The sequence below is a fragment of the Microbispora sp. KK1-11 genome (assembly GCF_006874435.1).
GTDB classification, from domain to species: Bacteria; Actinomycetota; Actinomycetes; order Streptosporangiales; family Streptosporangiaceae; genus Microbispora; species Microbispora catharanthi.
Window position 1 is genome coordinate 75,064 of record NZ_VIRJ01000009.1, and the last position, 19,379, is coordinate 94,442.

The 19,379-nt window shown below is 72.0% G+C and carries 19 protein-coding genes; 13 read left to right on the forward strand and 6 right to left on the reverse strand.

Features of this window, described 5'->3' with window-relative positions:
- The first annotated feature begins 22 nt into the window (after positions 1 to 22).
- Positions 23 to 862 carry a hypothetical protein gene (locus FLW16_RS15435; RefSeq protein ID WP_142560717.1) on the forward strand — a complete coding sequence of 280 codons (840 nt, stop codon included), beginning with the start codon at positions 23 to 25 and terminating at the stop codon, positions 860 to 862.
- Here FLW16_RS15435 and FLW16_RS15440 read toward each other — a convergent pair.
- Positions 859 to 1,011, reverse strand: coding sequence for an AraC family transcriptional regulator (locus tag FLW16_RS15440; RefSeq protein ID WP_260615292.1), 153 nt, complete (start codon positions 1,009 to 1,011; stop codon positions 859 to 861). The genes FLW16_RS15435 and FLW16_RS15440 overlap by 4 nt on opposite strands.
- Before the next feature lie 425 nt (positions 1,012 to 1,436).
- On the opposite strand from FLW16_RS15440, the gene FLW16_RS15445 reads away from it, so the two are divergent.
- Both FLW16_RS15445 and FLW16_RS15450 read left to right on the forward strand, forming a co-directional pair.
- Positions 1,437 to 3,095 carry a TIGR03767 family metallophosphoesterase gene (locus FLW16_RS15445; protein ID WP_142560719.1) on the forward strand — a complete coding sequence of 553 codons (1,659 nt, stop codon included), beginning with the start codon at positions 1,437 to 1,439 and terminating at the stop codon, positions 3,093 to 3,095.
- Positions 3,096 to 3,209: 114 nt separating this feature from the next.
- Positions 3,210 to 3,626, forward strand: a complete 417-nt coding sequence (locus FLW16_RS15450; protein WP_142560720.1) for a VOC family protein — start codon at positions 3,210 to 3,212, stop codon at positions 3,624 to 3,626.
- A gap of 158 nt (positions 3,627 to 3,784) precedes the next feature.
- On the opposite strand, the gene FLW16_RS15455 is transcribed toward FLW16_RS15450, so the two are convergent.
- A complete protein-coding gene (locus tag FLW16_RS15455) occupies positions 3,785 to 4,345 on the reverse strand; it encodes a TetR/AcrR family transcriptional regulator (protein ID WP_142560721.1) in 561 nt (186 codons plus the stop codon).
- Between the two features lie 82 nt (positions 4,346 to 4,427).
- Here FLW16_RS15455 and FLW16_RS15460 point away from each other — a divergent pair, with 82 nt between their 5' ends.
- Positions 4,428 to 5,282 (forward strand): patatin-like phospholipase family protein, encoded by an 855-nt coding sequence (locus FLW16_RS15460; protein ID WP_142560722.1) that lies wholly within the window; start codon positions 4,428 to 4,430, stop codon positions 5,280 to 5,282.
- 85 nt (positions 5,283 to 5,367) lie between these two features.
- Here the strand turns inward: FLW16_RS15460 and FLW16_RS15465 are convergent, their stop codons facing one another.
- Complete coding sequence (locus tag FLW16_RS15465; RefSeq protein ID WP_142560723.1) at positions 5,368 to 6,411, reverse strand: zinc-binding dehydrogenase; 1,044 nt, start codon at positions 6,409 to 6,411, stop codon at positions 5,368 to 5,370.
- Between the two features lie 429 nt (positions 6,412 to 6,840).
- Between FLW16_RS15465 and FLW16_RS15470 the strand changes: the two genes are divergently transcribed.
- Positions 6,841 to 7,761: a phosphotransferase gene (locus FLW16_RS15470; protein WP_142560724.1), complete on the forward strand. Its 921-nt coding sequence runs from the start codon at positions 6,841 to 6,843 to the stop codon at positions 7,759 to 7,761.
- Positions 7,762 to 7,827: 66 nt separating this feature from the next.
- On the opposite strand, the gene FLW16_RS15475 is transcribed toward FLW16_RS15470, so the two are convergent.
- Positions 7,828 to 10,026, reverse strand: a complete 2,199-nt coding sequence (locus FLW16_RS15475; RefSeq protein WP_142560725.1) for a glycoside hydrolase family 3 C-terminal domain-containing protein — start codon at positions 10,024 to 10,026, stop codon at positions 7,828 to 7,830.
- A gap of 110 nt (positions 10,027 to 10,136) precedes the next feature.
- Between FLW16_RS15475 and FLW16_RS15480 the strand changes: the two genes are divergently transcribed.
- From FLW16_RS15480 to FLW16_RS15515, 8 genes are all read left to right on the forward strand, one after another.
- A complete protein-coding gene (locus FLW16_RS15480; RefSeq protein ID WP_142560726.1) occupies positions 10,137 to 10,712 on the forward strand; it encodes a TetR/AcrR family transcriptional regulator in 576 nt (191 codons plus the stop codon).
- Between the two features lie 131 nt (positions 10,713 to 10,843).
- Positions 10,844 to 11,593 carry a GntR family transcriptional regulator gene (locus FLW16_RS15485; RefSeq protein ID WP_142560727.1) on the forward strand — a complete coding sequence of 250 codons (750 nt, stop codon included), beginning with the start codon at positions 10,844 to 10,846 and terminating at the stop codon, positions 11,591 to 11,593.
- The gene (locus FLW16_RS15490) at positions 11,577 to 11,804 is read left to right on the forward strand and encodes a ferredoxin family protein (protein ID WP_030510254.1); all 228 of its coding nucleotides are present in this window, start codon (positions 11,577 to 11,579) and stop codon (positions 11,802 to 11,804) included. Before FLW16_RS15485 ends, FLW16_RS15490 begins: the two co-directional genes overlap by 17 nt.
- A 12-nt stretch (positions 11,805 to 11,816) precedes the next feature.
- A complete protein-coding gene (locus FLW16_RS15495) occupies positions 11,817 to 13,250 on the forward strand; it encodes an ABC transporter substrate-binding protein (protein ID WP_142560728.1) in 1,434 nt (477 codons plus the stop codon).
- Positions 13,247 to 14,134, forward strand: coding sequence for an ABC transporter permease (locus tag FLW16_RS15500; protein ID WP_142560729.1), 888 nt, complete (start codon positions 13,247 to 13,249; stop codon positions 14,132 to 14,134). The genes FLW16_RS15495 and FLW16_RS15500 overlap by 4 nt, the downstream gene beginning before the upstream one ends.
- Positions 14,131 to 14,880 carry an ABC transporter ATP-binding protein gene (locus tag FLW16_RS15505; RefSeq protein WP_142560730.1) on the forward strand — a complete coding sequence of 250 codons (750 nt, stop codon included), beginning with the start codon at positions 14,131 to 14,133 and terminating at the stop codon, positions 14,878 to 14,880. Before FLW16_RS15500 ends, FLW16_RS15505 begins: the two co-directional genes overlap by 4 nt.
- Positions 14,881 to 17,679 carry a fumarate reductase/succinate dehydrogenase flavoprotein subunit gene (locus FLW16_RS15510; protein ID WP_142560731.1) on the forward strand — a complete coding sequence of 933 codons (2,799 nt, stop codon included), beginning with the start codon at positions 14,881 to 14,883 and terminating at the stop codon, positions 17,677 to 17,679.
- Between the two features lie 143 nt (positions 17,680 to 17,822).
- A complete protein-coding gene (locus FLW16_RS15515; protein ID WP_142560732.1) occupies positions 17,823 to 18,038 on the forward strand; it encodes a hypothetical protein in 216 nt (71 codons plus the stop codon).
- On the opposite strand, the gene FLW16_RS15520 is transcribed toward FLW16_RS15515, so the two are convergent.
- Both FLW16_RS15520 and FLW16_RS43680 read right to left on the reverse strand, forming a co-directional pair.
- The gene (locus FLW16_RS15520) at positions 18,031 to 19,137 is read right to left on the reverse strand and encodes a YeiH family protein (RefSeq protein ID WP_142560733.1); all 1,107 of its coding nucleotides are present in this window, start codon (positions 19,135 to 19,137) and stop codon (positions 18,031 to 18,033) included. The genes FLW16_RS15515 and FLW16_RS15520 overlap by 8 nt on opposite strands.
- Positions 19,137 to 19,274, reverse strand: a complete 138-nt coding sequence (locus FLW16_RS43680) for a hypothetical protein (protein WP_185949424.1) — start codon at positions 19,272 to 19,274, stop codon at positions 19,137 to 19,139. Before FLW16_RS43680 ends, FLW16_RS15520 begins: the two co-directional genes overlap by 1 nt.
- Positions 19,275 to 19,379: the final 105 nt, after the last annotated feature.

Consider the following 19,379-nt stretch of genomic DNA (forward strand, 5'->3'; position numbering starts at 1 on the left):
CGACAACAAGGACGAACCCCCCATGAGACGATGGCCTGCCCTGGCAGTCGCCGTACTGATCACGTCCGCATCCGTCGCCACGGCGCCCGCCGCCACCGCGCAGGGAGGTCCCCCAGATCCGGTGGACGCGCTCAAGCGGCAGTTCCGCAAGGAGCAGGGCGTCCGCACGTCGGAGACCGCACGCGTGTTCTTCGGCGCGAAGTCCAGGAGCGCGTTCCGGATCAGCAGCACCGTGCAGTTCGGCCCTTCGGGCGCGGTGGCGGTCGACCTGACCTGGCGAGACGTACCCGATCCTGGCACCGGCACCGGCGGCGAGCAGTCCGGGAAACCGGCTTCCTATCGGGTGATCAGGGTGGGCAAGGACGTGTACTACGACGTCGCGCAGTATCCCGGGCCGGTCCCCGACGGCAAGAAGTGGATCCGGAGAAACCACGCGGCGGGCATGACCCGTTACCTCGCCCCGGCCGCCGGCCTGCAGCCCGTCGACGTCTACGACCCGTCCGTACTGAGGGCCGTGCTGAAGCGGTCGAGGAGCTCGCCGGTCTCCGGCGGTCGCCTCTACCGGGGCACCATGAGCCACAAGGAGATGGGCGGGGTCACGAAGGGCCACTACGTCGACCCGTTCTCGGGACTATCCGCCAAGAAGAGCAAGGGGAAGATCTCCTGGCGACTCTGGACCGGCCACGACGGCCTGGTCACACGCCTGGTCACCACCGACACCCTGGGGCAGGCGAAGACTTCGGTGTACGCGCGGACGGACACGCGCTACACCGGCTGGGGATGCCGTGTCGTCATCACCGCCCCGCCCGCCGACGAGGTCATCGAGCAGGACGACCTGGCGGGGTACGTTCCGAAGTCCTAGCCGGCCCTCTCGCGGGCCCAGTCGATGCGGGCGGCGGTCGGCCAGGCCGTCGGCGAGGTGTCCGTCTCCTGCTGCAAGCGCCGGATGAACGCCCTGCGGGACATGCCCGCCCGATGGGCGAGCTCGTCCACGGTGCGACGGCGAATCATGTCCTGATCACAGGCAGAGGGGTGCGCCGGTTCGCCGGGATGCCGCTCCAGAACCATGCGCATGGTGGACGCCTGGCCGAACTGGTGGCGCGACGTTCGCACCGGTGCCGAAACCGATGACTGTGCCCCTGATCTTCCGTAGCGACCGCGAGGCGGACGTCCAGGACGGGACCTTCGGAAGGCGGCGCTGCGCGGGGCGCGAGCCGACCGGGCCGCGGCGGCCTCGCGGACTCGAGACCGCGCTCTTTTGAACGGTGGGAAAGCGGCAGGCTTCCGGCCCGCTGCCCCCAGGTGTCCGTATCACCTACGGCTATTTCTAGGCCATATATGGCTGGACAGCGTTTCAGCCGTGTTAGGCCGGGAGTCATTCCCGCTGTCAAACATTCCCAGTGGACGTTCGCCTCGACGCCACCACTGGGAGCATCATGGATCCCGCCCTCAGCCGCCGCGCCTTCCTCCTCGCCTCCGGAATGACCGCCTCGGGCGTCGCGCTGGAGATCGCGCTTTCCTCAGCCCCGGCCGCCTCCTCGGCCGTGGCGCCCTCGACCACGACGTCCATGACGACGGTCCACACCGTCGCCGGGCCGCACGGCACCGGCGGATACCGTCGGCTGTCCGACGGCCCCGGCTGGCGGCGGGTGACACGCACCGAACTGGCCGAGGCCAAGAAGGGCAGGGCCGAACGCCGCACGCCTCTGGCCTGCTTCGTCCAGTTCACCGACCTGCACATCACCGACGTGCAGAACCCGCAGCGCTATGAGTTCCTGCGCGCCGGCGACATGGGCTCCTGGCGCCCGCAGGAGGCGTTGACCGCCGTCGGCGCCGTCTCGCTGATCGAACAGGTCAACGCCCTGCGGTACGGCCCGGCCACCCGGGCGCCGATCGGCTTCGTCATGACCACCGGTGACAACACCGACAACAACTCCCGGATCGAGCTGGAGTGGTTCCTCACCGCCATGACCGGCGGCCGCTTCACCCCCAACACCGGCGATCCCGGCGCGTATGAGGGCGTGCAGAACTCCGGCCTGGGCCTCTACTGGCAGCCCGATTCCGGCACGCGCGACGTCGACAAGCGGGTCGGGTACCCCCGCCTGGACGGCTTCCTGGAGGCGGCCATCCGCGAGGTGAGCAGCCCAGGCCTGGCCGTACCGTGGTATTCCACCATCGGCAACCACGACCAGCTCTTCGGCGGCGCCTATTCCGCGGCCGGCGGTTTCTTCGCCGACCTGGCCACCGGCTCGCGCAAGCTGTTCGCCCTGCCCGCCTCCGAGGCCGGCGCCGTCTACCAGGCACTGCGCCGGGGCGACCCCACGGGCGCCCGCTTCCGCGCCGCGTGGAAGCGCTACAAGGGCAAGGCCCGCACGGTCACCGCCGACGAGCGCCGCGCCCCTTTGAGCCCGCACGCCTACATCGCCGCTCACCTCGACCCGGCGTACACCGGCTCGGGGCCCGCCGGCCACGGCTACACCCGGGACAACCTCGACAGCGGCCGGTTGGACTACTCCTTCCGGATCGCCGACGGCGTCGTCGGCATCAGCCTGGACACCACCGACCGCGGCGGCGACTACCGCGGATCGGTCGGCACCCGGCAGCTGGCCTGGCTGGAGAAGACCCTGAAGACTCACGCCGACGACACCGCGCTGATCTTCAGTCACCACCCGAGCTGGGCCATGACCAACCTCGCCCCCAATCCGGCCCGCCCGCACGAGAAGCGCCACGGCGGGCAGGAGTTGCTGGCAGTGCTGAGGAAGCACGGCAACGTGGCCGCGTGGATCAACGGTCACTCCCACCTCAACAAGATCGTCCCTCATGGCGGCTTCTGGGAGATCTCCACCGCCTCCCATGTCGACTACCCGCAGCTGGCGAGGGTCGTCGAGCTGGCCGACAATCACGATGGGACGTTGTCCCTCTTCACCACGCTGGTGGAGTCGGCCGCGCCGCACCGCACCGACTTCACCGATCTGTCCCAGAGCGGCCTGGCCGCGCTCTACCGGGAGCTCTCGTTCAACTCACCGGGCATGCGGAGCGGGCTGGCGGGCCTGCCCGGTGACCGCAACACCGAGCTTCTGCTGAAGAGACGCTGACGGCGCGCCTGCGGGCACCAGCTGTCACGGGGGTGGCCGTAGCGATCCCGGACTTGCCGGACGGGTGGCTCGGCCCCATAGGCTGAGCCCCCGTCCGCACTGTCTGGGGGAGTCATGACGAGTAGGTTCACCGAGTTGGTCGTCGACTGCCGCGATCCGGAGCGGCTCGCGGCCTTCTGGTGCGCGGTCCTGGACTTCAAGGTGATCGACCGGAGCGAGGGCAAGGTCGAGATCGGCTCCTGGGAGCCGACCGTCGAGGAGGTCCGGGCCCGCCAGATGCCGCCCACCCTGGTGTTCATCCGGGTTCCCGAGGGCAAGACCGTGAAGAACCGGCTCCACCTCGACGTCAGCCCGATCGACGGCAGTACCGACGACGAGGTGGCCAGGCTGCTCGGCCTCGGCGCCGCCAAGGTGGACGTGGGACAGGGCCCCGGCCGGAACTGGGTGGTCATGGCCGACCCCGAGGGCAACGAGTTCGACGTCCTGCGCACCCTGGCACCGTCCAAGGACGTGATCGGTCCGAAGGGTTAGTGGTCGTAGGCGGCGCTGCCAACCGCCTTGTTCGCCCGCGGGGTTCGACCCGCGTGAACCGGCTCGCGATCCGCTCCATCAGGGCCTCGAATGCCTCCTGCCGGTGGGCGGAGTCTGCGCTGTGACCTTGTGGTCACCGCGTGATCGTTTGTCTTCGTTCAATGCCGGAGGAGTTCGCAGAAGCGGTCCAGGGCGCGGTCGGTGCGGTCGCGGTCGCCGGTGGTCGTCAGGTCGAACAGGAGGCCCCGGATGACGGCCATGACCAACGTGGGAGTGACGGTGTCGCCAGGAGTGGCGGCGACGTCGCGGAACGTGGTGCCGAGAGTGTCGAACCAGTTCGTGATCGCTTCGGCTCGGTCCGGGTAGTTCTCGGGGTGAGCCAGGCCGTCGGCGTGCACCTCGAAGATCAGCCGGACGTACGGAGCGCGCTCGGGTGCGCTGACCCAGGCCCAGATGCCGCGCAGTCGTTCCTCCGGAGAGGCCGCCTCCGGCGGGGGGTTCTCAGCCAACCGTGTCGCACCGCGGCGGCGGGCCTCGGCAAGGACGGCAGACACCAACTCCTGCTTGCTGCCGAAGTCGTAGAGCAGCATCCGCGGGCTGGTACCGAGAGCCGCGGCCAGCGGCCGCAGACTCAACCCGGCCAGGCCGTGCGCCAGTACGTAGTCGGTCGCCCGCGCCAGCGTGGCCTCCCGTCGGGCGGGATCTGGGGGTCGCCCCACGGTGGATCACCCTCTCACCAGCGCGCATCTCAGCCTACGTCAGTATATGGTACGACTGTTTCAACAATGGAAGGAGACAGTCATGCACTCGCTCGACCGGGCACTCGTGCTGGGCGCCGGTGGTCTCATCGGCATGGCCTGGACGGCTGGGCTTGCCTGCGGACTGCGCCGCGCCGGGGTGGATCTCGGCGAGGCCGATCTGATCGTCGGCACCTCGGCCGGCGCGATCCTCGCCGCACTGCTGGCCACCGGCCAGGACCCCGACCGGCTCGCCACCCCAGTGCGTCCTGCCGACTCCGGCAGCACTCCTCCCCAGGTGGACGGGCGCCGGCTGGGCGAGGCGTTCGCGGTGCTCGGCAGTGCCGCCTCGAACCCGGACGAGGCGCGGCGCCGAGTGGGCCAGATCGCGCTCGCCGCCGAGACCGGCCCCGAGCAGGCACATATCGCCCGGATGCGCGCCATGGCCGGCGCAGACCAATGGCCGGACCGGCAGCTGCTCATCACCGCGCTGGACGCCGAGACCGGCGAGCAGGAGGTCTTCGACCGTGCCAGTGGCGCACCGCTGCCCTCCGCCGTGGCGGCGAGCACCGCCTTCCCGGGCATCTACCCACCGATCACCATCAACGGCCGCCGATACATGGACGGCTCCCTGCAGTCGGCGACCAACGCCGGACTCGCGGCCGGAGCCCGCACGCTCGTCGTGATCGATCCGCAGGCGCACCTGTTTCCCCGCGAGTTGCTCCACCAGGAGCTGGCGGTCGCCGGGGCGCACACAGTGGTGACCATCGAGCCCGATCCGGAATCGATACGCGCATTCGGCTCGGACCTGAATGACCGGACGGCCTGGGAACCGGCCTACCAGGCGGGTCTTCGCCAGGCCGGCGATGCCGCGGAGCAGCTCCGTCTCGCGTGGAAGACCGGATCGGACACGGACTGAGCGCCGCCGATCCCGCCGTGTGGTTCAGAGGTCGACCGGCGTGCCGATGCGGTTGTCTCGTGCCCGTTTCCTGTCGTGCCGGGAATCAGGGTTTGATGAGGACCTTGAGGCTCTTGCGGTCGGCCATGTCCTGGTAGCCGGCCGGGACGCCGTTCAGGTCGGTGGTGGCGTCGAAGACCTTTCCCGGTTCGATGGTGCCGTTCAGGATGTCGGGCATCAGTTCTTCGATGTAGGCGCGAACCGGCGCGGGTCCTCCGGCGAGCCGGATGTTGTGGCGGAACAGGCCCCCCATGCCGATCGGCGCATCTTCGTACTGCGGGACGCCGACGCGGCTGATGACGCCGCCCGGGCGCACGACGCCGAGGGCCTGCTGATAGGCGGGCATGTTGCCGACGGCCTCCAGGACCACGTGCGTGCCGTGCCCGCCGGTGAGCTCGCGGACCGCCTCGATGCCTTCCTCGCCGCGGGCGGAGACGACGTCGGTGGCGCCGAACTCGCGGCCGAGGTCGGTGCGCGCCTGGTGGCGTCCCATCAGGATGATCTGTTCGGCGCCCAGGCGCTTGGCCGAAAGCACCGCCAGCAGGCCGACAGCGCCGTCACCGATCACGGTGACGCGGGTGCGCGGGGTGACGCCGCCGGCCAGGGCGGCGTGGTAGCCGGTGCCGAACACGTCCGAGAGTGTCAGCAGGGACGGCATGAGGGCCGAGTCCGCTCCTACGGGGAGCTTGACCAGGGTGCCGTCGGCGAGCGGGACACGGACCGCTTCGGCCTGTCCGCCCTCGTCGGGCAGGCCGTCGAAGAAGGCGGCCTGCGGGTGAGCGCAGGAGGTGTGCAGGCCCTCGCGGCAGAGGTCGCAGGTGTTGTCGGAGATGGCGAACGGCGCGACGACCAGGTCGCCCCGCTTGAGAGTGGTCACCTCGGAGCCGGTGTCCTCGACGATGCCGATGAACTCGTGCCCCATCCGGGCAGGGCCGTCTTCTGGCTTCATGGAGCCGTAGGGCCACAGGTCGCTGCCGCAGATACAGGACGCGGTGACGCGGACCAGCGCGTCGGTGGGCAGCTTGATGACCGAGTCCGGCACCTCTTCGACCCGGACGTCGCCGGCGCCGTACATCATGGTTGCGCGCATGGAAATGCTCCATTTCAGATGGTTGTGTGTCTCAGGTGGCGGCGGCGGGGCAGCAGCCTCGGGCCGTGGCCGCGAGCTGGTTTCAGCGTTGTCGCTTCTTGCCGCCTTCCCCTGCTGATCTGGCCGTACACCCGGTGGCGGGGCCCTAGAGGACGGTGCGACCGCGTTGAATGAGGGCGATCATGATCGTGGGGATCAGGGTCGGCGCCGACCACAGCGGGCTGCTGCGCGCCGAAGCCGGACGCGAGCCCCACGACGGGCCCTACGCTGGGGACCGCCTCCGAAGATCGGCTCAAACTCCTCGCCGGCCTGGCAGCCACCCGGCCCCAGGCGACACACCCCGTCAACCAGCCGTGCTGAGCGCACCGACTTCAACGGGTGCTGTACAGGGATCACGGGCGGCATGCCGTCCGGCTACTGTTACGCCGCATGACGCACACCGAGATCGAGGTCAGCGCGGAGCTCGTGCGGGATCTGCTGCGCGACCAGCACCCCGATCTGGCCGATCACCCCTTGCGGCCGGGCGCGCGTGGCTGGGACAACCAGCTGTGGCGGCTCGGTGACGACCTCGCCGTCCGGTTGCCCTGGGCGACGCAGTCTGCGGACGCGCTGCTGCGCAAGGAGCACGCCTGGCTGCCCGGCCTCGCCCCGCGCCTTCCCCTGCCGGTTCCCGTCCCGCAGCGCCTCGGCGAGCCCTCCGCCCGGTTCCCGCGACCCTGGATCGTCACCACCTGGGTGCCGGGCACGCCTGCCGACCGCGCCCCCGTCACGCGCGGTGCGGAGGCGGCCGACGCCTTGGCCGCCTTCCTGACGGCTCTTCACCAACCTGCCCCCGAACAGGCGCCCGCCGGCCGCTTCGGCCGCGGGGGACCGCTTGCCGACCACGCTGAGGGTTTCGCCAACCAGCTCGCCTCGGCCACCGAGCTGCGGCTGATCCCCGACCCGGACGCCGTCCGCGCGGTCTGGGACGACGCCGCCGCCGCGCCCGACTGGGCAGGCCCGGCGCTGTGGCTCCACGGCGACCTGCACCCGGCCAACGTCCTCACCGCCGACGGCACCATCTGCGGAGTGATCGACTTCGGCGACCTCTGCGCAGGCGACCCGGCTTGCGACCTCGCCGCCGCCTGGATTCTGCTACCGGACGGCACGGCCGACCGCTTCCATGCCGCCTATCAGCCGGCGGCGGACGCCGCGACCTTGCGCCGCGCCCGCGGGTGGGCGGTGCTGGTCGCCCTGGCCGGCATGCTCATCGGAGACGCCGGAGTCCACGGCCGACCTGGCGGCAAGCCCACGTGGGGCCCGCCCGCCCACGCCGCACTGCGACGCCTCATCGCAACGGCCCATCCCTGATCGACCGCTTCCCCCACGCGCTCGCCCACCTTGCGTCGTCGGTCGCGACGGTGCCGACCACCGCCATCACAGCGTGACGGTCGAAACGACGGCGTCGGGGTCGCCGGCGTAGGACGCCGCTTCGATCACGGCCGTCGGGGAGGCGGGGACGAACCCGGCGGGCGTCCACCTCTGCAGGGGCCGGGTGGAGGCGGGCACGGTGACCCGGGCCGACGCTCCGGCCGGGAGGTCGACGGTCGCGAAGCCGAGCAGGACGCGCGTGGGGAAGTCGTCGGCGGCCGCGTCGACGCCCGTGGGCCGTCCGTAGAGCTGCACGACGTGGCGGCCCGCGCGCGAGCCGGTGTTGGTCACGGTCACGACGCTCGTGAGGGAGTCGCCGTCGGGAACGCCGACGGTGAGGTCGGCGAGGGCGAAGCTGGTGTAGGACAGCCCGAAGCCAAGCGGGAAGGCCGGCGCGTGGCCGTCCCGGTCCAGCAGCCGCTGGCCGAACCACTTGTCGTAGGTGATGGCGGTGGCGTCGCGGTCGAAGTACGGCAGGTGCTCCTCGGTGGCCGGGATCGAGTACGGCAGCCGTCCGGCGGCGTCGACGTCGCCGAGCAGCACGTCGGCCAGGGCCCGGCCTCCCTCAGAGCCGGAGTACCAGGAGACCAGTACGGCGGGTACGGCGTCGCGCCACTCCTCGGTGATGACGGCCCCGGCGGTGACGATCACCACGACGGTGCGGGGGTTGGCCGCCGCCACGGCCCGGATGATGTCGGCGTCGACGGGCCGCAGCCGCAGGCTCGCGCGGTCGCCGCCGGCGCTTCCGCCGCTGATGGAGTCCACCGCGCCGGGCTCGGCCAGGAAGGCCGCGAACGACTGCCCGGCGGGGTCGTCGCCGGGGGGTGGGAACAGCGCCAGCAGGCCGGGATCGGCCAGCACGTCCCCGCCGACCCACTCGCCCTCGTCGGCGGCGGTGTAGCCGGCGACGACGACGGCGACCTCGGCCTGCCCGGCCGCGGCGGCGGCAGCGGCCGGGTCGTCGTCCGCCACATGCGTGATCCGGGTCCGCGGGAGCGCCTCGGTCAGTCCCCGCAGCGCGGTGATCACCTCAGGGGCGCGCACGTCGGAGGAGCCGTTGTCGCCGGTGTTGGCCACGTCCGCCAGGCGCCCGATGACCGCCAGGGAGGTGAGGGCCTCCCGGCGCAGGGGGAGCAGGGGCACGTCACCGACCGGCTCGTTCTTGAGCAGCACCATGCCGCGGGCGGCGACCTCGCGCGCCAGCGCGCGGTGCTCGGGGCTGAACACCACGTCGAGCGGGGGCTCGGGCTCGGTGAGGGCGGCGTAGTGGCGCAGCTGGGTGCGCAGGACGCGGCGGGCCGCCCGGTCGACGTCGTCCCAGCTCGCCCGGCCCGCCTCCAGGTCGGCGGGCAGGTGCTCGGCGCGCTGCTGGCGGAAGGGCTCCTCCACGTCCAGCCCGGCGCGCAGCGAGGAGGCGGCGTCGCGCAGGCCCCAGATGAAGTCGGAGACGGTGACGCCCTCGAAGCCCCACATCCCGCGGAGCACGCCTTCCATCAGGTGCTCGTTCTGCCCGGCCCACTCGCCGTTGACGGAGTTGTAGGCGGTCATGACGCCCGACACGCCCTCTTCCACGATCCGGCGGAAGTGCGCCAGGTAGACCTCGTGCAGGGCCGCGTCGTCGGCGGTGACGTCGACCTTGAAGCGGGCGTTCTCCATGCTGTTGAGCGCGAAGTGCTTGACGACGGCCATGGCGTTGCGCTGCACCCCCCGGGTCAGCGCCGCGCCGAACTCGCCGAGCAGGATCGGGTCCTCGCCGTACGTCTCCTGGGCGCGCCCCCAGGCGGGGTGGCGGGGCAGGTTGACGCACACGCCGCCGAAGAAGTTGGCGCCCTGGGCGCGAAGCTCGAGCCCGATGGCGGTGCCGACGCGCTCCTCGAGTGCCACGTCCCAGGTGGCGCCGCGGGCCATGGAGACCGGGAACGCGGTCGACCGCCCCATCACCACACCGCGCGGGCCGTCGGAGAACAACAGGCCGGGGATGCCCAGCCGTTCGACGCGGCCCATCGGGATGGGGGTGAGGTTGTATCCCTCGGTCATCATCTCGGCCATGCCCCGCCAGAACGGCAGGTCTCCGTCCAGCAGCCACAGGCGTTCTTCCCGGGTCAGCTGCGACAGCAGCTCGTCGACCGCCTCGTCCAGGGGCCGTCCGGCACGCACCGCGGCGACGGCGGTGGAGAAAGGGGTCGCAGAAGAGGGCGTCGACATGCGCACACAACTCTCTGAACAGGCGCGACAGCGCTATCTACCAAACGGTAGATAAACTAGGCTGGTATCGTGATCGAAATCAACCCCCGCCTCCGAGGAGCCAGGACGGCATGACCCCCTCGCCGGGCCGGCGCCGGCTGCCGCTCGCCGAACGCCGAGAGGAGATCCTCAAGGCGGCCACCGAGCTGATCGCCACCTCCGGATTCAAGGGCGTCACCCTGGAGGCGTTCGCGGCGGCGTGCGGCATGACCAAGGCGGGGTTGCTGCATCACTTCCGCTCCCGGGAGGAGCTGCTCATCGCGGTCCTCGAACGCCGGGACGCGCTCGACCTCACAAGCGTGGTCGGCGCGCTGGAACCGGCGCCCGACGCGGCCACCGCCCGTGCCGTCATGTCGGGATTCGTCCGCCGCAACCTCGCGCAGCGCTCACTCGTGCAGCTCTACACGGTGCTGTCGGCCGAGGCGCTGGACCCCGCGCACCCCGCTCACGCCTATTTCCGGACACGGCTCGGCGAGGGCCGCGCCATGCTGGAGCGCTACCTGCTGGCCTGGCATCCCCGGCCCGGTCAGGCCGCCGTGGACCTGCTCGCCTTCCTCGACGGTCTGCAGCTCAACTGGCTGCGTGATGCCGGCATCGACTTCCTCGCCCAGTGGGAGGCCTTCGCCGACCGGTTCTTCGCGGCCTGACCGTCCCAGGGGTGGCGGTTGTCGGCCGTATCGATGTGAAACCGCAGGTGGAACGCGTTTGGCGACCTTCCTGAGTGGCGTAATCGCGCCGTTATCCAGGTATTCCTACCTGGAAGATAGTCTTTGGCCTCATGGAGTTGGCGGACGCGAGACGGCGCCGGGCGGACAGGGCCCGCCAGGTCGCCGACCTGCTGCGGCGGGAGGTCGTGCACGGCGGTTTCGGCGGCGGTCACCTGCCGCTGGAGTCCGCGCTCGCGCGGGAGTTCGGGACCTCCCGCAACACGATCAGGGAGGCCCTGGACCTGCTGCGTGACGAGGGCCTCATCGAGCGGTGCCCGGGAGTGGGCACCACGGTGGCCGCGGAGAAGTACCCGCACGGCCTGCACCGGCTGCTCGGCCTCGCCGAGACGCTCCGGGAGCACGGCGAGGTCACCAACGAGGTCCGCGCGATGGGGCTGATCCCGCCTCCGGCCGCCGTCCGGGGACGGCTCGGCCTGCCGCCCGGCGAGTCCGTCGTCTACGTGGAGCGGCTGCGCAGGCTCAACGGCCTGCCGCTCTCGCTCGACCTGACCTACCTCGTCCGCGAGGTGGGGGAGCCGCTCTTCGAGGCCGACCTCGTGCACAACGACGTGTTCGTGCTGCTGGAACGGATCGCCGGCCAGCCGCTCGGCGTGGCGGAGCTGACGATCGAGGCGGTGAACGCCGACGCCCACACCGCGGCCGTCCTCGACGCGCCGCGCGGCGCGGCGCTGCTGATGGTCGAGCGCCTCACCCACCTGTCCGACGGCCGCCCGGTCGACCTGGAGTTCGTCAGGTTCCGCGGCGACCGCCTCACCATGCGTGGCCATCTCTGGAGGAACACCGATGACCCTGGTCAATAGCCGCGCCGACGTGCCCGTCACGATCGACGAGTCGCTGTGCATCGAAGGCTGCACGCTGTGCGTGGACGTGTGCCCGCTCGACTCGCTGGCCATCCACGAGGTCAGCGGCAAGGCGTACATGCACGTGGACGAGTGCTGGTACTGCGGCCCCTGCGCCGACCGGTGCCCCGCAGACGCGGTCACGGTGAACATCCCCTACCTGCTCCGATAGAAGGACACCCCCATGCGCAAGCTCATCGCCGCCGTGGCGCTGCTGGCCGCGGCCGGGTGCTCCGTGTCCGCCGGCGCCGACGACGGCAGGCAGACGGTCGTCGTCGGATACCAGTCGAAGACCATCAACACGGTGACGGCCGGAACGCTGCTGCGCGGCCTCGGCTACCTCGAAAAGCGCCTCGGCGACAGATACCGGGTCGAGTGGCAGGACTACGACACCGGCGCCCCGATCACCGCCAAGATGGTGGCCGGGAAGATCGACATCGGGTCGATGGGCGACTACCCGCTCCTCATCAACGCCTCCCGCACCCAGGGCGTGCCCTCCGCGCGCACCGAGCTCGTCTCGGTGACCGGCTACAACCTGCGCGGCGGGCTGAACGCGGTCGTCGTGCCCCCGTCGTCGGACGTGCGGACGCTGGCCGACCTGAAGGGGAAGAAGGTCTCGGCCAGCTCGGGCTCGGCCGGGCACGGCACGCTCGTCCAGGCCCTGGAGCGGGCCGGGCTCGACCCCGCGACGGACGTGGAGGTCGTGAACCAGCAGCCGCCGGTGGGCGCGTCCGCGCTGCAGTCGGGCAACGTGCAGGGATACGCCCAGTTCGTGGCCTGGCCGGGACTGCTCGTCTTCAAGAACCAGGCCAGGCTCGTCTACGACGGCTCGGCGCTCGGCGTGCCGACGTTCCACGGCGTCGTCGTACGGCAGGCGTACGCGAAGGAGCACCCCGACGTGCTCCAGGCGTTCCTCCAGGCCCAGATCGACGCGACGAACTACCTCCACGAGCACCCCGTGGAGGCGGCCGAGGCGGTCGCGAAGGCCACCGGCCTGCCACCCGAGGTGGTCTACCTCTACAACGGCCGCGACGGCATCGCCTCGTTCGACGTGACCGTGAAGCCGCAACTGCTGGCCGCCCTGCGGCACGACGAGAAGTACCTGAAGATCATCGGCACCGACTTCACCGACGTCGACGTGACGAAGTTCGCGAACGACTCCTTCATCAGGAAGGCGTACGGCGCCTCGTACGACGCCGGCGCCGCGAGCACCGCCAACGCGGCGAGGATCACCGGAACCGACGAGGCCTGCGGGACCGCCGTGAGCGACCCGGCGAAGGCGGGCGAGCTCTGGCTCGCCGGGGAGGACCGGCTCCGCCCCGCGGCCACCCCCACCTGCCTGCTGCGCCAGATCGCCGCCGCCACCTCGGCCGGCGGGACCGTACGGGCCGCCTACGTGCCCGACGCGGCCACCGGCACGCACTGGTTCGCGGACAGGTCGGTCTGGGTGCGCGACCCCTCGGCGGAGGAGAACGAGCGGTTCGCGCCTTTCACCACCCGGGACGGCGCGCAGGCGTACGTGAAGGAGCACCCCAGGGCGCGGATCGTCGGATACGACGAGGCGCTGAAGGCCGCGGCGGGAGAGCTGAAAGCGGCGGCGGGAGGTGCGTCGCGATGAGCACTCCGGCGCTGGACGCGACGCTCGGCCCCGCCGCGCCTGCGGCCGCAGGCGCGGACGCCGCCGCGGCCTCGGGCCGGGCGAGAACGGCGGCCGGCCTGCGCAGGTGGGCGGTCAGAGCGGCCTCCCTGGCGGCCGTCGTCGCGGTGTGGCAGTGGCTGACGACCGCGGACGCCCGCGTCGGACTGCGGTTCGACCGGCTGCCCTCGCCCGCCGAGGTCGCGGCGGAGTTCGGCCGGCAGCTCGGCACCCGGATCTACTACCTCGACCTGGCCCAGAGCATGATCCGCATCCTCACCGGGTTCGCGCTGGCGGCCGTGGCCGGCATCGCCCTGGGCGTCCTGGTCGCGCGGTCCCGATGGGCCGCCGACGTGCTGCTGCCGCCCGTCGAGGTCGTCCGGCCGATCCCGGCGATCGCCCTCGTCCCGATCGCGATCCTGGTGTTCCCCACCGACGAGCAGGGCATCGTGTTCATCACGTTCGCCGCGGCGTTCTTCCCGATCATGGTGAGCACGCGGCACGCCGTACGGGCGCTGCCGACGCTGTGGGAGGACGCGGTCCGCACGATGGGCGGCGGGCGCGCGCACGTGCTGTGGAACGTCGTCCTCCCGGGCACGCTGCCGGGCGTCTTCGGCGGACTGTCCGTGGGCATGGGCGTCGCCTGGATCTGCGTGATCTCCGCCGAGATGATCTCCGGCGAGTTCGGCGTCGGCTACCGCACCTGGCACGCCTACACCGTCGTCGACTATCCGGCGGTGCTCGTCGGCATGGCGTCGATCGGCGTGCTCGGCTGGATCGCCTCGGCGTCGATCGAACTGCTCGGCCGGCGCCTCACCCGATGGCTTCCCCGTGTCGACGCGGGTGCGGAAGGCGGCGCCCGATGAGCGCGCCCGCGGTGGAGGCCGCACGGGTGGACGCCGGGCTCGCCATCCGGCTGGACGGCGTGTCCCTCGGTTACGGGAGGCACGCCGTGCTGGAGGACCTGCGCCTCGACATCGCCCCCGGCGAGGTCCTGGTGATCGTCGGCCCGTCCGGGTCGGGCAAGTCGACCGTCCTGCGGGCGATCGCGGGACTGCTGGCGCCGCGCGCCGGCCGGGTCCTGGCCGAGGGCGTCCCGGTGACCGGGCCCTCGCCCGACCGCGCCATGGTCTTCCAGGACGACGCGCTGCTGCCCTGGCGCACGGTCCTGCGCAACGTCGAGCTGCCGCTGCGCATCCGCGGCGTGCCGAGGCGGGAGCGCAGGACGGCCGCCGGGAGCTGGATCGCCCGCGTCGGCCTCGCCGGCTGCGAGGACCGGCTGCCCCGGGAGCTGTCCGGCGGCATGCGGCAGCGGGTGCAGCTGGCCAGGTCGCTGGCGGGCGCGCCGCGCGCCGTGCTCATGGACGAGCCCTTCGGCGCGCTGGACGCGCAGACCCGGGCCGGGATGCAGCGCCTGCTGCTGGACGTGCTCCGCGACACCCTCGCCACGGTCGTCTTCGTCACCCACGACGTGGACGAGGCGCTGCTGCTCGCCGACCGGGTCGTCGTGCTCGGCCGCGGCGGCATCGGAACCGTCCTGCGCGTGCCGGACCCGCGCACCCCCGACATCGACCGCGCCGGGCTGCGCGCCCGCATCATCGAGGAGCTCTGAATGGACATCCCTGCCCCGGCGGATCGCACGCATCTGGAATGCCAGGTCCTGGTCGTCGGCGGCGGCACCGCCGGGACCATGGCCGCGATCACCGCCGCCGAGCGCGGCGCCGACGTGATCCTGCTGGAGAAGGCGCACGTACGGCACAGCGGCGCGCTGGCGATGGGCATGGACGGCGTGAACAACGCGGTCATCCCCGGCAAGGCCACCCCCGAGGACTACGTCGCCGAGATCACCAGGGCCAACGACGGGGTGGTCAACCAGCGCACGGTCTACCAGACGGCCACGCGCGGCTACGACATGGTCCGGCGGCTGGAGCGCTACGGCGTGAAGTTCGAGAAGAACGAGCACGGCGAGTACGCGGTGCGCCGGGTCCACCGCTCGGGCAGCTACGTCCTGCCGATGCCGGAGGGCAAGGACGTCAAGAAGGTGCTCTACCGCGTGCTGCGCCGCCGCGACATCCGCGAGAAGGTCCGCATCGAGAACCGGGTGATGCCGGTTCGCGTGCTGACCAGCGAGGGCAGGGCCGTCGGCGTCGCCGGGTTCGACACCCGCTCGGGCCGGTTCGTCACGGTCGCCGCCGGCGCCGTGATCCTCGCCACCGGCGCGTGCGGGCGGCTCGGCCTGCCCGCCAGCGGCTACCTCTACGGCACGTACGAGAACCCGACCAACGCCGGGGACGGGTACGCGATGGCCTACCACGCGGGTGCGGAGCTCAGCGGCATCGAGTGCTTCCAGATCAACCCGCTGATCAAGGACTACAACGGCCCGGCCTGCGCGTACGTCGCCAACCCGTTCGGCGGCTACCAGGTCAACGCGGAGGGGGAGCGGTTCGTCGACTGCGACTACTGGTCGGGCCAGATGATGGCCGAGGTGGCCGGGGAGATCGCCTCGGCCCGCGGTCCGATCTACCTCAAGGTCAGCCACCTGCCGGACGAGACGCTCACCGCGCTCGAGAACATCCTGCACACCACCGAGCGCCCCACCCGGGGCACCTTCCACGCGGGACGCGGACACGACTACCGCACCCACGACGTCGAGATGCACATCTCGGAGATCGGCCTGTGCGGCGGCCACTCGGCCTCGGGCGTGTGGGTGGACGAGAACGGCGCCACCACGGTCCCCGGCCTGTACGCCGCGGGCGACCTGGCCTGCGTGCCGCACAACTACATGATCGGTGCGTTCGTGTTCGGCGACCTCGCGGGCGCCCACGCCGCCGAGCACCACCACACGCCGGACGGCCTGCCGGAGGACCAGATCGCCGACGCGCACGAGCTGATCTACCGCCCGCTGCGCAACCCTGACGGCCCGCCGCAGCAGCAGGTCGAGTACAAGCTGCGGCGGTTCGTCAACGACTACGTCGCTCCGCCGAAGACCGCCAGGAAGCTGGACATCGCGCTGGAGACGTTCGAGCGGATGCGCGACGAGATCGCGGCCATGGGCGCGAGGACCCCGCACGAGCTGATGCGCTGCGCCGAGGTGACGTTCATCAGGGACTGCGCCGAGATGGCCGCCAGGTCCTCGCTGCTCCGCACCGAGAGCAGGTGGGGCCTCTACCACGACCGCGCCGACCTCCCCGATCGGGACGACGACGAGTGGCTCTACCACCTCAATCTGCGCAGGAACGCGGCCGGGGCGATGGAGTTCGTCAAGCGCCCGGTCGAGCCCTACCTCGTGCCCGTCGAGGGCTTCGCCCCCCGCCCGGCCGAGCCCGTCCTGCTCGGCGCGTACGGCACGGAGGGCCCCGCGCGGCGGAGGGCGGGCGGGCGGCTCGCGGTGGAGGCGATCGGGCGTTCGCCCCGCATCCTCGAACTCCTGCGGCTCGCCGACGCCGAGCCGGCGCTGGACCAGATCACCCCCTACCTGGTGGAGGCCGACCCCAAGGTCCGCAGGGCGGCCGTCGCGACGCTGACCGAGACCGCGCCCCGGGGCGTGGAGACCGCGCTCACCCGGGCCCTCGCCGACCCGCACGGGACGGTGCGGCGCGCGGCCGCCACCGGCCTGCGCGAGCTCGTCGAGGTGCTGCCCGCGACCGACGAGTTCGGCGCCTCGCTCCGCGCCGTCGCCGGTTACACGGACGAGGGCCAGGGTGGGGAAGGGCAGGGTGCGGAGGGGCAGGGTGCGGAGGGGCAGGGTGCGGAGGGGCGGGGCGGAGCGGGGGACCCGGTCGTCCGCGCGGCCGTCCTGGACGTCCTGCGGGCGCTGCGCCTCGGTGACGCCGCGTTGTTCGAGGCGGCGCTCGCCGACGCCGACACCCGGGTGCGGATCGAGGCGGTCAGGGGCCTGGTCGCGCTCGACGACGCGGAGCGGGTGGCGCTCGCCGCCGGCGACCGGGACCGCGAGGTGCGCGTCTGGGCGGCCAGAGGGCTCGGCGCCATCGGCCTGCCGGGCGGCGCCTCCGCCGTCGGGCGGCTCGCCGCCGACCCCGACCCGCTCGTCCGGGCGGCGGCCCTGGAGGCGTTCTCCGGGCTCGGCCAGGCTGTCCACCGGGATCCGGACTTCGCGGAGACGGCCGTACGGGCCCTGGCGGATCCGGCCTGGCAGGTGAGGGTGGGCGCGGCGAGAGGACTGGCCGCCGCCGACCCGGCCCTCGCGGTGGAACCGCTGGTGGCGGCGCTGGCCGACCCGCACCTCGACGTGCGCAAGGCCGCGGTCCTCTCGCTGTCCGGGTGGGCGGCGCGGCCGGAGGTCGCCGCGGCCCTGCACGGCGCTCTCGGCGACTCCGACGCCGACGTGCGGGCCTACGCCCGCAGGGCGCTGGACGCCGTGCGGGCCGAGGCGGCCGTGGCGGCAGTGTGAAGCGCGGCGGCGCGTCTGTTCCGGCCGCGCCGCCGCACGGCCCCGGTGACGGCCCCGGTGACGGCCATGGCGACCGGTTCCCCGGGTGCCGGCATGACATGTACCATGCTAAACAAGTAGGAAATAACGGAAGGAATGACGTCGTGGCCGATCTCCGCAGTCCCCGGTCGTCCGGCGGCGTCCTTCCGGATGCCGACGCCCGGCTGTTATTCGCAGAGGCGACGCGGTCGCCCGGCGTGTCCCCGGACCCCTTCCCCGGGGACACGCACTGGTACGACCTGCCGGACGACGACGCGGCGCCGGAGGAGGACGAGGGCGGCGTGTTCGGCCGGTGGTTCAGGCGCCGGTGGCTCAGGTGACGGTGAAGCCGCTGAACAGGACCGTGGCGAGTCCCAGGGCCAGCAGCACGTTGGCCACGGTGGCGGCGGCGAAGACGGCGACCGGACGCCAGCCCGCCTCCCGGAGCGAGGCCACCCGGAACTCCAGGCCGATGCTGACGAAGGCCAGGATGAGGAACCAGGTGCGCAGGTCGTTGGCGACGCCGACGACCGCCTTGCCCTCGGCCGCGCCGACCGTGGTGAGATACCAGGTGGTCACCACCGAGGCCGCCAGGAAGCCGAGCACGAACTTCGGGAACCGCCGCCACAGCTCGCCCGCGCCCGGCCGCTCGGCGCCGGGACGGCGCTCGACCCGGAAGGCGAACCAGGCGGTCAGCGCGACCACCACGACCCCGATCAGGGCGTTCTGCGTGACCTTGACGATGGTGGCGACGGCCAGCGCGTTCTCGCCCGCGAGGGTGCCGGCCGCGGTGACCGCCGCCGTCGTGTCGATGTTGCCGCCGATCCAGGCACCCGCCACCTCCGGGCTCAGCCCCAGGGCCGAGGCCAGCGCCGGGAGGACGAAGATGGACGGCAGGGCGAACGCGATCACCAGGCTGGCGCTGTAGGCGAGCTGCTCGCGCCTGGCCTGTACGGCTCCCGCCGCCGCGATGGCGGCGCTGACGCCGCAGATGGACACCGCGGCCGACAGCAGCGCCCGCAGCCTGTCGTCCAGCCCGAGGCGGCCGCCGAGCCACCAGGTGAACAGGAACACCGCGCTGATGAGCACGATGCCCTGGACGATCGCGGGACCGGCCGCGGTGACGATCACCTTCAGGTTGATCGACGCCCCGAGGAGCACGAGGCCGGTCTTGATGAAGAACTCGGTGCGGAAGCCGGCGGCCAGGCGGTCGCGCAGGCCGGTCGCGGTGAGCACCGCGTTGCCCAGCAGGCCGAGGGCGATCGCGTAGACGGGGTATTCGATCGCCTTGGCCAGGCCGGAACCCGAGAACCACTCGGGCACGCCCTTCTCCAGGGCTCGGGTGCCGGCGGCGAGGACGAGGACGGTGAGGACGCCCAGGGCGGGCCACTGCCACGCCGTGGCCCTCGCCGCGGTGGGAACGGCCGCTTCGCTGCTCATCACGGCACCAGCCCCGTCGGGATCACGCCGGTGATGACCAGCACGAGGAGGACGAGGCCGACGACGGTGGCGGCCCAGTCCTCGTTGATCGCGGCACGGGTGTGCTCGGCGACGGTCGGGGGGTGTTCGTTGCTCACGCCGGACGCCTTTCTCGGGAGTGCGAGTGCTCGGCTCGACTGTGGGACGGCAATACCCATCAAGTCAATAGGAAATACAGGAAAGCCTCGCCGAGATAGTTGCTA